General features: G+C 73.8%; 12 protein-coding genes and 1 pseudogene. 5 read left to right on the forward strand and 8 right to left on the reverse strand.

Annotated elements, in window-relative coordinates; genetic code table 11:
• The coding region (locus GE300_RS22905) for an ABC transporter ATP-binding protein (protein ID WP_233416862.1) at positions 1-862 on the forward strand (862 nt) is incomplete at its 5' end.
• 163 nt (positions 863-1,025) lie between these two features.
• Here the strand turns inward: GE300_RS22905 and GE300_RS07600 are convergent.
• Positions 1,026-1,940: a LysR family transcriptional regulator gene (locus GE300_RS07600; protein WP_154445953.1), complete on the reverse strand. Its 915-nt coding sequence runs from the start codon at positions 1,938-1,940 to the stop codon at positions 1,026-1,028.
• Between the two features lie 160 nt (positions 1,941-2,100).
• On the opposite strand from GE300_RS07600, the gene GE300_RS07605 reads away from it, so the two are divergent.
• Positions 2,101-2,757 (forward strand): isocitrate/isopropylmalate family dehydrogenase, encoded by a 657-nt coding sequence (locus GE300_RS07605; protein ID WP_154445954.1) that lies wholly within the window; start codon positions 2,101-2,103, stop codon positions 2,755-2,757.
• 45 nt (positions 2,758-2,802) lie between these two features.
• Here GE300_RS07605 and GE300_RS07610 read toward each other — a convergent pair whose 3' ends face one another.
• Positions 2,803-4,386: a gamma-glutamyltransferase family protein gene (locus GE300_RS07610; protein ID WP_154445955.1), complete on the reverse strand. Its 1,584-nt coding sequence runs from the start codon at positions 4,384-4,386 to the stop codon at positions 2,803-2,805.
• A 263-nt stretch (positions 4,387-4,649) separates the two neighbouring features.
• Here GE300_RS07610 and GE300_RS07615 point away from each other — a divergent pair, with 263 nt between their 5' ends.
• Entirely contained in the window at positions 4,650-5,000 is a 351-nt protein-coding gene (locus GE300_RS07615; protein WP_233416863.1) for a DUF2794 domain-containing protein, read from the forward strand.
• Between the two features lie 54 nt (positions 5,001-5,054).
• On the opposite strand, the gene GE300_RS07620 is transcribed toward GE300_RS07615, so the two are convergent.
• Together GE300_RS07620 and GE300_RS07625 are read right to left on the reverse strand one after the other, a co-directional pair.
• Positions 5,055-5,909 carry a C40 family peptidase gene (locus GE300_RS07620; RefSeq protein ID WP_325063149.1) on the reverse strand — a complete coding sequence of 285 codons (855 nt, stop codon included), beginning with the start codon at positions 5,907-5,909 and terminating at the stop codon, positions 5,055-5,057.
• Entirely contained in the window at positions 5,906-7,306 is a 1,401-nt protein-coding gene (locus GE300_RS07625) for a leucyl aminopeptidase family protein (protein ID WP_154445957.1), read from the reverse strand. Before GE300_RS07625 ends, GE300_RS07620 begins: the two co-directional genes overlap by 4 nt.
• A 58-nt stretch (positions 7,307-7,364) precedes the next feature.
• On the opposite strand from GE300_RS07625, the pseudogene GE300_RS07630 reads away from it, so the two are divergent.
• A pseudogene (locus GE300_RS07630) lies at positions 7,365-7,481 on the forward strand (SDR family NAD(P)-dependent oxidoreductase); the annotation flags it as partial.
• Positions 7,482-7,588: 107 nt separating this feature from the next.
• On the opposite strand, the gene GE300_RS07635 reads toward GE300_RS07630, so the two are convergent.
• Both GE300_RS07635 and GE300_RS07640 read right to left on the reverse strand, forming a co-directional pair.
• Positions 7,589-8,455 carry an isochorismatase family protein gene (locus GE300_RS07635; protein WP_325063150.1) on the reverse strand — a complete coding sequence of 289 codons (867 nt, stop codon included), beginning with the start codon at positions 8,453-8,455 and terminating at the stop codon, positions 7,589-7,591.
• A 52-nt stretch (positions 8,456-8,507) separates the two neighbouring features.
• Positions 8,508-8,891, reverse strand: coding sequence for a hypothetical protein (locus tag GE300_RS07640; protein ID WP_154445958.1), 384 nt, complete (start codon positions 8,889-8,891; stop codon positions 8,508-8,510).
• A 165-nt stretch (positions 8,892-9,056) separates the two neighbouring features.
• Between GE300_RS07640 and GE300_RS07645 the strand changes: the two genes are divergently transcribed.
• On the forward strand, positions 9,057-9,710 hold the full coding sequence (locus tag GE300_RS07645) for a carbonic anhydrase (RefSeq protein ID WP_154445959.1): 654 nt from the start codon (positions 9,057-9,059) through the stop codon (positions 9,708-9,710).
• Between the two features lie 22 nt (positions 9,711-9,732).
• Here the strand turns inward: GE300_RS07645 and GE300_RS07650 are convergent, their stop codons facing one another.
• Together GE300_RS07650 and GE300_RS23685 are read right to left on the reverse strand one after the other, a co-directional pair.
• Positions 9,733-10,932, reverse strand: a complete 1,200-nt coding sequence (locus tag GE300_RS07650) for a cytochrome P450 (protein WP_233416864.1) — start codon at positions 10,930-10,932, stop codon at positions 9,733-9,735.
• A 104-nt stretch (positions 10,933-11,036) separates the two neighbouring features.
• A complete protein-coding gene (locus GE300_RS23685) occupies positions 11,037-12,092 on the reverse strand; it encodes an FAD-dependent oxidoreductase (protein ID WP_154445961.1) in 1,056 nt (351 codons plus the stop codon).
• Between the last annotated feature and the right edge of the window lie 18 nt (positions 12,093-12,110).

The following is a 12,110-nucleotide window of genomic DNA, read 5'->3' on the forward strand; positions in this document are numbered from 1 at the left end:
GAACGTCTCGGGCCAGCTCAACGCCGCGCTCGCCAGCCTCGAGCGGCTGTACCAGCTGTTCGACGCCCGCCCGCGGGTGCCGCCGCGCCCGGCGGCGGCACCCGCGGCGGCGCCGGTGCCCGCGGGCGACATCGCGTTCCGCGACGTGCGGCTGTCCTACGACGGCCAGCCGGTGCTGCGCGGCCTCGACTTCACCGCGCGGCGCGGCCGGACCACGGCGCTGGTCGGCGCCAGCGGCGCCGGCAAGAGCACGGTGTTCAACCTGCTGACCCGGCTGATCGAGCCCGACGCCGGCAGCATCACCATCGGCGGCGCGGACATCGCGGCGCTCGACCTCGCGGCGCTGCGCGGGCATTTCGCGCTGGTGGCGCAGGACGCGGCGCTGTTCGACGAGACCATCCGCCAGAACATCGCGCTGGGCCGGCTGGACGCGACCGACGCGCAGATCGAGGCCGCCGCCGACCGCGCCACCGTGGCCGAGTTCGCCGACCGCCTGCCGCAGGGGCTCGACAGCCCGGCCGGCCCGCGCGGCGCCAACCTGTCGGGCGGGCAGCGCCAGCGCGTGGCGATCGCGCGGGCGATGCTGCGCGACGCGCCGGTGCTGCTGCTCGACGAGCCGACCTCGGCGCTCGACGCCCGCGCCGAAGCGAAGATCCAGCAGGCGCTGGAACGGCTGGCCGAGGGCCGGACGACGCTGGTGATCGCGCACCGGCTGGCGACGATCCGCGGCGCCGACCACATCGTGGTGCTCGACCAGGGCCGCGTCGCCGAGCAGGGCCGCCATGACGAATTGCTGGACCGCGGCGGGCTCTACACCCAGCTGCACCGGCTGCAGATCGGCACCGCCGCCGCCAGCGGCTGACCGCCGACCGCTGCAAGCGCCCGGACCCGCGCGCCAGCGCGGGCCGGGCCCGACCGCGCGAAGCGATCCGACAGGATCGCGCCCGCCCGGGCGGGCGCACCCCCGGCACCGGATCCTCGCGGACCGCGACACCAGCGCGTCGATCACCTTGCCCCCCGAGCCGTCAGGCGCTCCGCTCCAGCGCCGGCAGGTGCGCCTCCAGCACCGCCAGGAACGCGTCGCGCATCGGGTCGCGCGCGCCCCGCGCCCAGGCGGCGGCCAGCGCCAGCGTCACGCGCGGCGCGCCGCCGCGGACCGACAGCGGCACGAATCGCACCCCCGGCACGCCCGGCCGCGCGGTCCAGCGCGGCACGATCGCCAGCCCGGTGCCGGTCGCCACCAGCCCGACGATGGTGTGCTTCTCCTCGGCCACCTGGGCGATGCGCGCGGTCAGCCCGGCGTCGAGGAGCAGCCGGATCGTCAGATCGTGCGAATGCGGCCGCGAGCGCCGGTCGGGCACGATCAGCGGCGCGTCGGCCAGTTCGGCGACATCGAGCGCGGGCCGGTCCGCCAGCGGGTGCCGCTCGGGCAGCGCCACCACCGCGGTCTCGCAGAACAGCGTGCGGAAGCTCAACCGCGGGTCGCGCACCTCCGGCGGCCGGCAGATGGCGATGTCCAGGCTGCCGCTCAGCAGCTTCGGCAGCAGGTGGATGGTCTTGCGCTCGACCAGCCGGATCTCCAGTCCGGGATGCGCGGCGCGCACCAGCTGCAGCAGCTGCGGCATCAGCCCGGCGGCGTCGCTGTCGATCGCGCCGACCCTCAGCGCCGCGGGCTCCGGCCGGCGCAGGCCGCGCCCCCGGCGCTCGAACCGCTCGGCCTGCGCGATCAGCGCCCGCGCGTCCGCCAGAAGCGTCGCGCCCGCCTCGGTCAGCGCCACGCTGCGCGTCGTGCGCAGGAACAGCCGGGTCTGCAGCCGCTCCTCCAGCAGCCGGATCTGCCGGCCCAGCGACGCCGGCAGCATGTCCGGCGCCTGCGCCGCGCGGCCGAAGTGCAGCCGGTCCGCCACCGCCACGAAACACCTGATCTGGTCGATGTCCATGCGCCGCCTCCGGCGGCCCGGCCCCGCGCCGGATTGGACGATTTCTTTATATAATCCTGCGCCGGGTGAGATACCCCCGATCACGGCGCTAGCGTGCCGCACGACCGCCGGCCCCCGGCATCACATCAGGCCCGGCATCACATCAGGACGGACCCCAGCCATGAACCGCTACCGCATCGCCGCCATCCCCGCCGACGGCATCGGCCCCGAGGTGATCGCCGCCGGGCTCCAGGCGCTCGCGGCGCTGGAAAGGCGCGACGGCGGCTTCGCGCTCGAGGCGACCGAATTCGACTGGGGCTCGGACCGCTACCGGCGCACCGGCGCGCTGATGCCCGAGGACGGGCCGCAGCAGCTGAAGGCGTTCGACGCGATCTTCTTCGGCGCGGTCGGCGCGCCCGACGTGCCCGACCACCTGACGCTGTGGGGGCTGCGGCTGCCGATCTGCCAGGGCCTGGACCAGTACGCCAACGTGCACGCCGACATCCTGTCGGACCTGGCCGGCGCGCTCGCCGGCAGCCTCGGCGTCGCGCCGACCGGCAACATCGACCCCGAGCGGCGCTTCCCGTCGATGTTCGAGCCGATCCACGGCTCGGCCTTCGACATCACCGGCAAGGGCATCGCCAATCCGGTGGCGACGTTCTGGACCGCGGCGCAGATGCTCGACCACCTCGGCGAGCCGCAGGCCGCCGCGCGGCTGATGCGGGCAGTCGAGGCGATCTGCGCCGCCGGCATCGCCACTCCCGACATCGGCGGCACCGCCACCACCGGCGAGGTCACCGAGGCGGTGTGCGACGCGATCCGCGGCGCCAACGTCTGACGTTGCGGGAACGGCGCGGGCGCGGACCCTCCCGCGCCGCCGTGGCTAAAGCCCCAGCGCGCAGCCGTCCTTGCGCGGGTCCGAGGCGCCGATCAGCACCCCGCGCGCATGGTCGATGCGGATTGCCTGCGCGCCGCCGATCGGCGCCCGCGGCACCACCACCCGGTGCCCCTTGTCGGCCAGCAACGGGTGCAGCGCGGCGGCATGGCCCGCCTCCAGCCGCAGCTCGCCCGCCTCGGGAAACGCGCGCGGCGCGTCGATCGCCTGCTGCGGGTCCATACCGAAATCCAGCATGTTCGACAGGAACCTCACATGCCCGGCGGCCTGGTACTGGCCGCCCATCACCCCGAACGGCATGGTGACGCGGCCGTCCTCGACCAGCATCGCCGGGATGATCGTGTGCAGCGGCCGCTTGCCCGGCCCGGCCTCGTTCGGGTGCCCCGGCTCCAGGCAGAACCCCGAGCCGCGGTTCTGGAACAGGATGCCGGTGTCCGGGTCGACGATCCCCGAGCCGAAGCTGTTGAAGATCGAGTAGATCAGCGACACCGCCATGCCGTCGCCGTCGACCACGCACAGATAGACCGTGTCGCGGTGCGCCGCGCCGGCCGCCGCCGCCGGGTCGGGCAGCGCCCGGTCCGGGTCGATCAGCGCCGCCAGCCGCTCGGCCAGCGCCGGATCGGTCAGCCGCGCCACCGCCTCGTCCGCGGTCGCCGGATCGGCCACGAACCGGTTGCGCGCGTCATAGGCCAGCTTCGCCGCCTCGGCCTCGAGGTGCACCCTCGCCGCGCCGAACGGGTCCAGCCGGCCGATGTCGTGCCGCTCCAGGATCGCCGCCAGCAGCAGCGCGGTGACGCCCTGCCCGTTCGGCGGCAGCTCGACCAGCTCGGCGCCGCGGTAGCGGCCGCGGATCGGCGCGACGTAGTCGCAGGCCTGCGCGGCGAAATCCGCCTCGGCGTGATCGCCGCCGGCGGCGCGCAGCGCGGCCACCATGCCGGCGGCGGCCGCGCCCTCGTAGAACGCCGCCCGGCCCTCGGCCGCGATCCGGCGCAGCAGCGCCGCCTGCCGCGGCGCGCGGAAGATGTCGCCAACCGCAGGCGGCCGTCCGCCGATCAGGTACTGCGCCCGCGCCGCGCCCTGCAGCCGGTCCTCTGCCAGCCGCCAGTCCAGCGCCACCCGCGGCGCCACCGGCACGCCGCGCTCGGCATGGTCGATCGCCGGCGCCAGCACCCGCTCCAGCCCCAGCACGCCATAGTCCTCGGACAGCCGCACGAAACCGTCGACCGCGCCGGGCACGGTCACCGCGCGGGCGTCGGTCGGCGGGATCGCGGCCAGCCCCTCGGCGCGCAGCCGCGCGGCATCGAGCCCCGCCGGCGCCCGCCCCGAGGCGTTCAGCCCGACGATCTCCTCGCGGCCGGCGGGCTTGACCAGGGCGAACAGATCGCCGCCCAGCCCGGTGGACTGCGGCTCGCAGATGTTCAGCAGCACTGCGGCGCCGATGGCGGCGTCGACCGCGTTGCCGCCCGCCGCCAGCAGGCGCACCGCCTCCTGCGTCGCCAGCGGGTGCGAGGTCGCGGCCATGCCGCCCACGGCGTAGACGGGGGAACGGTCCGGGTGGTGAAAGTCGCGCATGTCTCGAATGTCCGGCTGGCTGTGCTTCGCCCACCACCTAGCGCATCGGCGCGGGCGTGTCAGCGGGCGAACGGCAACCGGCGCCGCCAGGACATGGGGGGCCAAACCCGACGGCGCCGGAGGAAGCTCGCTGGAGCAACGAGAGGACTATGCGCAGGCCACTGCGGCAAGCGGTGGGAGAAACTGTGGTCCGAAAAAGGCCTTTCTGGCGCATCCGCCTAGAAAGGCTTGCCAAAATGGCGGGGTTCGGGAATGCTTCGGGCATGGTCCACCCCACCGGCGCCTCCGTCACCCGCCTGAACGCCGCGCCGCGGCAGGTCAGCTTCCACCGAAGCGAGCTGTCGGTGATCCTGCAGCTCTACGGCCGCATGGTCGCGCTGGGCGAATGGCGCGACTACGGCATCTCGATGCTGCGCGACGTGGCGGTGTTCGCGATCTTCCGCCGCGCCGCCGAGCACCCGCTCTACCGGATCGAGAAGCGCCCGGCGCTGGCCGGCCGCCAGGGGCAGTACGCGGTGATCGGCATGGATGGCCGGATCCTCAAGCGCGGCCACGACCTGCGCACCGTGCTGCGGGTGCTGGAAAAGAAACTCATCCGCGCCGTCGAGGACTGACGCCGCAGCCTCCGGCGGGGCTATTTGCAGCAAAGTGGAAGCCGGGGCGTGCCCCTAGGCCAGCCGCCGCGCGGCGGTGACCGGGCCGGTGTCGGTCGCGGCGATCCGCGCCAGCGCCGGCCGCAGCGGCTCGATCGCCACCGCCATGTGGTGCGCGTTGGCGTGCAGCAGCGTGTCCGGCGCCGCCACGATGGCGACGTGGCCGCGCCAGAACAGCAGGTCGCCGCGCCGGCAGGCGCCGTCCGCCGGTGCGCCCAGCGCCTGCTGCTGGTCCGAATCCCGCGGCGCCGCGACGCCGGTGGCGGCCAGCGCCAGCTGCACCAGCGCCGAGCAGTCCAGCCCGGCCTGGCTGCGCCCGCCCCAAAGATACGGCACCCCGACCAGCCGCTCGGCGACAGCGACGAAATCGCCGGGTGCGGCGCGGCCCAGCAGCGGCCGCGGGCACCAGCGGCCGCAGCCCAGCCGGGCATAGCCGTCGCGCTCTTCGGCCACGCGCACCCGCGCCAGCCAGGGCAGCGCGCCGCAGGGCACCTGCTTCAGCCCCGGTGCGGCATAAAGCTGGGTGCCGCGGCCGGTCACCAGGAACTCGGGGGCAGGGTCATCGTCCGGGCCGGCCTCGTCCGGGGCCAGCCCGGCGCCGGCGACGTAGCCGACATAGCCGTCGGCGGCGTTCTGCACCCAGGCCATGCCGCTGCCGGGGTCGGCCGCGTACAGGTCGACCGCCTCGCCGTGCAGCAGCTGCGTGGTCAGCGCGCCGGACCCGTCCGGGCCGGCGAACATGTCCAGCAGCGGCGCCGCCACCCGCATCCGCGTCGGCGCGGCATAGCGGTCGGCCGCGATCCGGCCGCGCAGGTGCGCCGCCGCCAGGTCGGGCCGCGCCGGGGTGATGCGCGGATCGAACCCGGTCACCGCGCGGCCCCGCCGCCGTGGCGCGCCGCCAGCACCTCCAGCAGCGCCCGCGCGCCCTGGCAGGCGCCGCCCCGCGGCCGCGCCGGCTTGGCCGCCGGGGTCCAGCCGTAGACGTCGAAATGCGCGTAGGCCCCGGCGCCGTCGACGAAACGGCGCAGGAACAGAGCGGCGGTGATCGAGCCGGCAAAGCCGCCCCTGGGGGCGTTGTCCAGATCGGCGATCTCGGGCTCGATCATCTCCTCGTAGGGGTCGAAGAACGGCATCCGCCACAGCGGATCGGCGCGCGTGGCGGCGGCGGCGGCCAGCTCCGCCGCCAGCGCCTCGTCGTCGGTGTAGAGCGGCGGCACGTCCGGGCCCAGCGCCACCCGCGCGGCGCCGGTCAGCGTGGCCATCGACACCAGCAGCGCCGGCGCCTCCTCGGCCGCCAGCGCCAGCGCGTCGGCCAGCACCAGCCGCCCCTCGGCGTCGGTGTTGTTGATCTCGACGGTCAACCCGTTGCGCGCGGTCAGCACGTCGCCGGGCCGGAACGCCCCGGCCGAGATGCTGTTCTCGACCGCCGGGATCAGCACCCGCAGCCGCAGCCGCAGCTTCAGCCGCATGATCATCTGCGCCAGCCCCAGCACCGTGGCGGCACCGCCCATGTCCTTCTTCATCAGCCCCATCGAGGCGCCCGGCTTGATGTTCAGCCCGCCGGTGTCGAAGCACACGCCCTTGCCGACCAGCGTCACCGCCGGCGCGTCCGCCGCGCCCCAGGCGATGTCGATCAGCCGCGGCGCCTTGTCCGAGGCGCGGCCGACGGCGTGGATCATCGGGAAGTTCCGCTCCAGCAGCGCGTCGCCGCGGATCACCGAGACCGCGGCGCCCTCGGCCTCGGCCAGCGCCCGGGCCGCCGCCTCCAGCTCGTCCGGGCCCATGTCGTTGGCCGGGGTGTTGATCAGATCGCAGGCCAGCGCGACGCCGGCGGCCTCCTGCTCCAGCCGGGCGGCGTCGACGCCGGCGGGGGCGACCAGCGCCGCCTCCTGCGCGGGCCTGTCGGCGTAGCGGTCGAAGCGGTAGGCCGACAGCAGCCAGGCCAGCGCCAGCCGGGTGCGGTCGGGTCCGTCCGGCGCATCGTCCAGCGCATAGGTGCCGGCGGGCAGCGCGCCGGCCAGGTTGCCCAGCGGGAACTGCTGGCGCGCGCGCTCGGCCGCGGTGCCCCAGCCAGCCAGCACCATCTCCAGCCCGCCCCCGGGCGAGAACAGCAGCCGCACCTCGCCCAGCTTGCCGGCGAACGGCTGCACCTGCAGCTGGGCGCGGGCCGGCGCCGGCAGCGCGGCGGCGAACGCCTCGGCCGTCTCGGCCGGCAGCACGTGGATCGGGGTGGCGTCGGGGGTGGGCGCGGCGAACCGTGCGGTCATCGGGCGAAACTCCTTCGGATCTGCGCCCGACCCTAGTGATTCCGCCGGATTTGCCAAGCAGGGCGGGCGGATCATCAACAACGGCTCGATCTCGGCGCATGTGCCGCGCCCCGGCTCGGAGCCCTACACCGCCAGCAAGCACGCGATCAGCGGCCTGACCAAGACGTTGTGGCTGACGCGAACGGCTGATTGACCGTTCCAATACGAATGATCGCGCCGTCGCTGCGGCGCGATCATGTACTCGACGGACTACCGCGAGCCCAACAAGACTGTCGCCAAACGTCAGAAAAGCGTTTGAACCTCCGTTGATCTGATCAGGTTGGCGTATTTCTGCTCCATGTCGAAAAGGTTCGCTTCATGTGGACCTCGGGCCCGGTCGCCCACGCAATCCGAAATGACCGTCGGGCGGAAATTGCTGCTGATGGCATCCACGACCGTGGCTCTGACACATCCGCTTGTCGTCGCGCCGACCACGGCGACCGCGTCGACAGACTTCCCGCGCAAGACCGATCCAAGATTCGTGTCGAAGAATGCGGACGGCTGGGTCTTGCAGAGCACGTACTCGCCCCGCCTGGGCCGCAAGATATCGATGACATGGCTGACCGGATTGCTGTCCGTCAGTTCACGCAGACGGGGGGCTTTCTCACACCAGGCACCCGCGTCGTACCCGTCCTCGGCGTAGACGATGCGGGTGAAGACGATCGGGAGACCCTGGCTCCTGAATGCCGCCAGAACTCCCACGCTGGCCTTTGCCGCATCAAGGCAATTGCCGCCGCCGAAAATCTCCGGGTCGATGAAGCCGTTCACGAAATCGACCACGATCAACGCCGTCCGTTTGCCCCTTTCGAGAGCACCGCCGAGTCCTTGTTTTCTGTAAATGTCCGCCTGGGCCATGGGACGTGTCCGGTGAGGTGTCGCCTGGACAATAGCACGTTCCAGCCTGGGAGGGCAGTTCGGTCCGCATGACTGATTGTCATTGCCGACTATGGGGAGTTCAATTTCGGTGCACGATACCTGTCCTCGAACCAGTCCGCCGAACGACGCCCCCTGGCGCGGCCCGCCCGCGGTGCCGCCGGGGGTCGTCACCGGCTTCTTCGGCGGGCGCTTGCGCTCGCGCAGCCAGATGTAGAGGCCGGCGCCGACGATCACCGCGGTGCCGGCGATGGTGTCGGCTGCCAGCGCCGCCGCCGCGGCGCGATCGTCAGGGATCGGCGGCCAGCGCCGCGCCCAGCAGATCGTCCATCATCGCATCGCCGCAGCGCGACAGCCGCTGCGCGGTGGCGGCGCGCGCCACGGCGCAGCCGCGCCGGTGGCTGTCGGCGGCGGCGCGCGCGGCGGCCGCCAGCTCGACCGCGCCGATGCCGTCGGCCATCGCGGCAACGCCGCGCGCCAGCCGCGCCGCCGCGGTGGCATCGCCGGTCGCGGCGGCGCGGTCGAAGCGGATCAGCCGGTCGGTGATCTCGAAGGCGGCATCGGCCAGCACCTGCCGGCAGCGGTCGGCGCCCATGCTGGCGCGCAGGCGGTTCAGCACCCGCGGGTCCAGCCGACCGGTCTCCGCCGTCGGCAATGCCAGTACCTGGGCCATGCGCGCCTCCTTCGCTCGTCGTGGTGCGGCCGAACATGCGGACAAAAACTGAACAAGCGGTATAGGCGCGGTGACGGGGCGCAGTGAAAGGCCGCAGTGAAAGGCCGCAGTGAAAGGCCGCGGTGACGGCTTGCCTCGACGCGCGGCGCATGCAATTTATCCCGCATGACCTTACCCGCACGTCCCCTGCCGAAGTACCTGGTCCAGCGCTACAAGGGCTGGAAGGCCACCGACTACGCCGACAGCGCCGCCTGGTACCAGCGGCTGGCGACCGAGGGCCAGCGCCCGCGGGCGATGGTGATCTCGTGCTGCGACAGCCGGGTGCACGTAACCTCGATCTTCGGCGCCGAGATGGGCGAGTTCTTCATCCACCGCAACATCGCCAACCTGGTGCCGCCGTACAGCCCCGACGGCAACCTGCACGGCACCTCGGCGGCGATCGAATACGCGGTCGGCGCGCTGCAGGTATCGAACCTGCTGGTGCTGGGGCACTCGCAGTGCGGCGGCGTGCAGGGCTGCCTCGACATGTGCGAGGGCAACGCGCCGGAGCTGGAAAGCGACTCCAGCTTCGTCGGCCGCTGGATGGACCTGCTGCGCGGCGGCTACGAGAAGGTCAAGGGCCAGGGCGACCGGCAGAGCCAGCTGCGCGCGCTGGAGCGGCAGGCGGTGCTGACCAGCCTGACCAACCTGATGACCTTTCCGCAGGTCGCCGACCGAGTCGCCGAGGGCACGCTGGCGCTGCACGGGCTGTGGCACGACATCGGCAACGGCGCGCTGGAATGGTACGACCCCGAGGCCGGCGCCTTCCACGGCGTCTGACCCGCGCCGGCAGCACCGGACCTCAGACCCGGATCGTAAGCCCGTCGATCTCGCGGATCGCGCCGGTGCCCCAGATCGTCGCCGGCGGGCCGGCCAGTTCCGCGTGCGGCAGATGCCGCGCCAGCACCGACAGCGTCTCTTCCATCTCGATCCGCGCCAGCGCCTCGCCCAGGCAGCGGTGCGCCCCGGCGCCGAACGCCAGGTGCAGCTTCGGGTGGTCGTCGCGGCGGATGTCGAACCGGTCCGGCTCGGCGTAGACCGCCGGATCGCGCAGCGCCGTGACCAGCGTCGGCGCGATGATCGTGCCCGCGGGCACCGGATAGCCGTCCATCTCGAAGTCGCGCTCGGCCACCTGCGCGATCGAGCCGGTCACCGGATCATAGCGCAGACCTTCGCGCACCGCGCCGGGCACCAGCGCGGCCGGCGCGGCACACAGCGCCTGCCATTGCCCGGGGCGCTCCAGCAGGCGGCTCAGCAGCGCCGTCAGCGCCAGGCGTGTGGTATCGCTGCCGCCGACGATCAGCGTGACGATCTGCATCCGGGCCTCGGCCGGATCCAACCCGGTGGCGGCGGCCCGATCCAGGTACTCGGAAAGGAAATCGCCGCCCGCGCAATTACGGCGCGCCTGCAGCAGCGCCTCCACATACTCCGTCAGCGCACCCATGTCGCGCATCGCGCGCATCATCACCTGCGGCGAGCGCACGGTCATGCCCCGCACCGCGGAATAGACCATCTGGCCGAACCGCGCGAAATCCGCCTCCGGCACGCAGGCGATGCGCGCTATCATCCGCGCCGGCAACTCCGCCGCCACGCGGTTCAGGAAATCGACTTCGCCTTGCCCGGCCAACGGCAGGACCAGAGCCTCGGCCATGGCACGCATCTCGGGGCGCAGCGCGTCCATCAGCTTGTAGGCGAAGCTGCGCGCCAGCGGCGTGCGCCGGGCGCGATGCCGCGCGCCATGCGAGAACAGCAGGGAATACTTGAAGAAGTCATACAGCGGCCCCGAGGTGACGCCCTGCATCTCCATCGTCTCGACGCCGGCCTGGCGGACCTCGCCGCCGGTCAGCAGGCGCATGGCATTGGCGTGCGAGAAGGTGAATACCACGCCGTAGCGGTCGCGCACCAGCGGCGCCGGCTGCGCGCGCAGGAAGCCCAGATCGTCCCTGCCGTCGCTTCGCCGCCGCGCCATCGGCGGGATCTCCCGCCGGGGCTGCATCGCCATGTCCATCGCCGTCCCCCGCGCCGCTGCCTGCGGCGCAGGCTAGCAGCGCGCCCGCCCGGCGGCCAAGGGACAATCTGCCGCCGCCGGCGCGACCGCGCCGGCGGTCAGCTCGCCAGGATGCGCCCGGCGATCCGCCGGCCCAGCGCCGGCACAAGGTCCGCCAGCGCCAGCACCGCCAGCGCCGCGCGCCGGCGCGGCCCGTCGGTCAGCAGCGTGCGGCGGCCGAACTCGCTCAGCCGGATCGTCGCCCGCCCGGCGGCATGGCGCGCGGCGGAATAGCCCTCCAGCCGCCCCTCGTCCAGCCGCGCCGCCCAGTCGGCGGCGTCGGCGATCCCGAGGTTCATCCCGCGCCCGCCCACCGGCGAGTGCACATGCGCCGCATCGCCCGCCAGCTGCACCGCGCCGCGGCCGTACTCCGGCACCTGCCGCACCATGATCCGGAACGCCCCGGCCCGGCGCAGCCGCGCCACGGTCATCGGCACCGGCAGCATCGGCAAGGCCTCGGGGCCGGTGGCGATCACCCGGTAGCGCCCCGCCGCCAGCGGCACCACGATGCAGGCGTCGCCGCCGGGCAGCAGGTAGATCGCGAAATCCTCGGGCAGCGGCCAGTCCGGGCTGTCGACGTCGGCGATCGACCAGTCGCCGTCCAGAGTCAGCCCGTCGAACGGCAGCCCCAGCGCCGCACGCACGGTGGAATGCGCGCCGTCCGCGCCCAGCACCCGCGCCACGCGGCCCTGGCGGCCGCCGATCACCACCCGCACGCCGTCCGCGTCCTGCTCCAGCGCCTCCAGCGCGCGGCCGAACTCGACCCGGCCGCCGCGGCGCTCGAAGGCGGCCAGCAGATGCGCCTCGGTGCGGTCCTGCGGCAGCGCCAGCAGCCGCCGCCCGTCGCCGGGCCGCAGCGGCAGCGTGGCCACCGGCCGCGCGCCGCGGTGGAACACCGCCCGCCGCAGCGCCACCGCCTCGGCCCGGATCGCCGCCGCGGCGCCGCCGGCCTCGAGGATCTCCATGCTCGCCGGCAGCAGGCCGACGGCGCGCGACAGCGGCGACAGCGCGTCGCGCCGCTCGATCACCCGCGGCAGCACGCCGCGCCGCGCCAGTTCCACCGCCGCGGTCAGCCCGGTCGGCCCCGCGCCCACGATCAGCACCTCGTCCGGCATCGCGTCTCCTTTCCCGGT

The sequence above is a fragment of the Halovulum marinum genome (genome assembly GCF_009697225.1).
GTDB classification, from domain to species: domain Bacteria; phylum Pseudomonadota; class Alphaproteobacteria; order Rhodobacterales; family Rhodobacteraceae; genus Halovulum; species Halovulum marinum.

Bases quoted from the DNA above. Each gene is read 5' to 3' on its own strand.
- GE300_RS07600 (WP_154445953.1), bottom strand. From the start codon at position 1,940: ATGGACATCGACCAGATCAGGTGTTTCGTGGCGGTGGCGGACCGGCTG.
- GE300_RS07605 (WP_154445954.1), top strand. From the start codon at position 2,101: ATGAACCGCTACCGCATCGCCGCCATCCCCGCCGACGGCATCGGCCCC.
- GE300_RS07610 (WP_154445955.1), bottom strand. From the start codon at position 4,386: ATGCGCGACTTTCACCACCCGGACCGTTCCCCCGTCTACGCCGTGGGC.
- GE300_RS07615 (WP_233416863.1), top strand. From the start codon at position 4,650: ATGGTCCACCCCACCGGCGCCTCCGTCACCCGCCTGAACGCCGCGCCG.
- GE300_RS07625 (WP_154445957.1), bottom strand. From the start codon at position 7,306: ATGACCGCACGGTTCGCCGCGCCCACCCCCGACGCCACCCCGATCCAC.
- GE300_RS07640 (WP_154445958.1), bottom strand. From the start codon at position 8,891: ATGGCCCAGGTACTGGCATTGCCGACGGCGGAGACCGGTCGGCTGGAC.
- GE300_RS07645 (WP_154445959.1), top strand. From the start codon at position 9,057: ATGACCTTACCCGCACGTCCCCTGCCGAAGTACCTGGTCCAGCGCTAC.
- GE300_RS07650 (WP_233416864.1), bottom strand. From the start codon at position 10,932: ATGGCGATGCAGCCCCGGCGGGAGATCCCGCCGATGGCGCGGCGGCGA.
- GE300_RS23685 (WP_154445961.1), bottom strand. From the start codon at position 12,092: ATGCCGGACGAGGTGCTGATCGTGGGCGCGGGGCCGACCGGGCTGACC.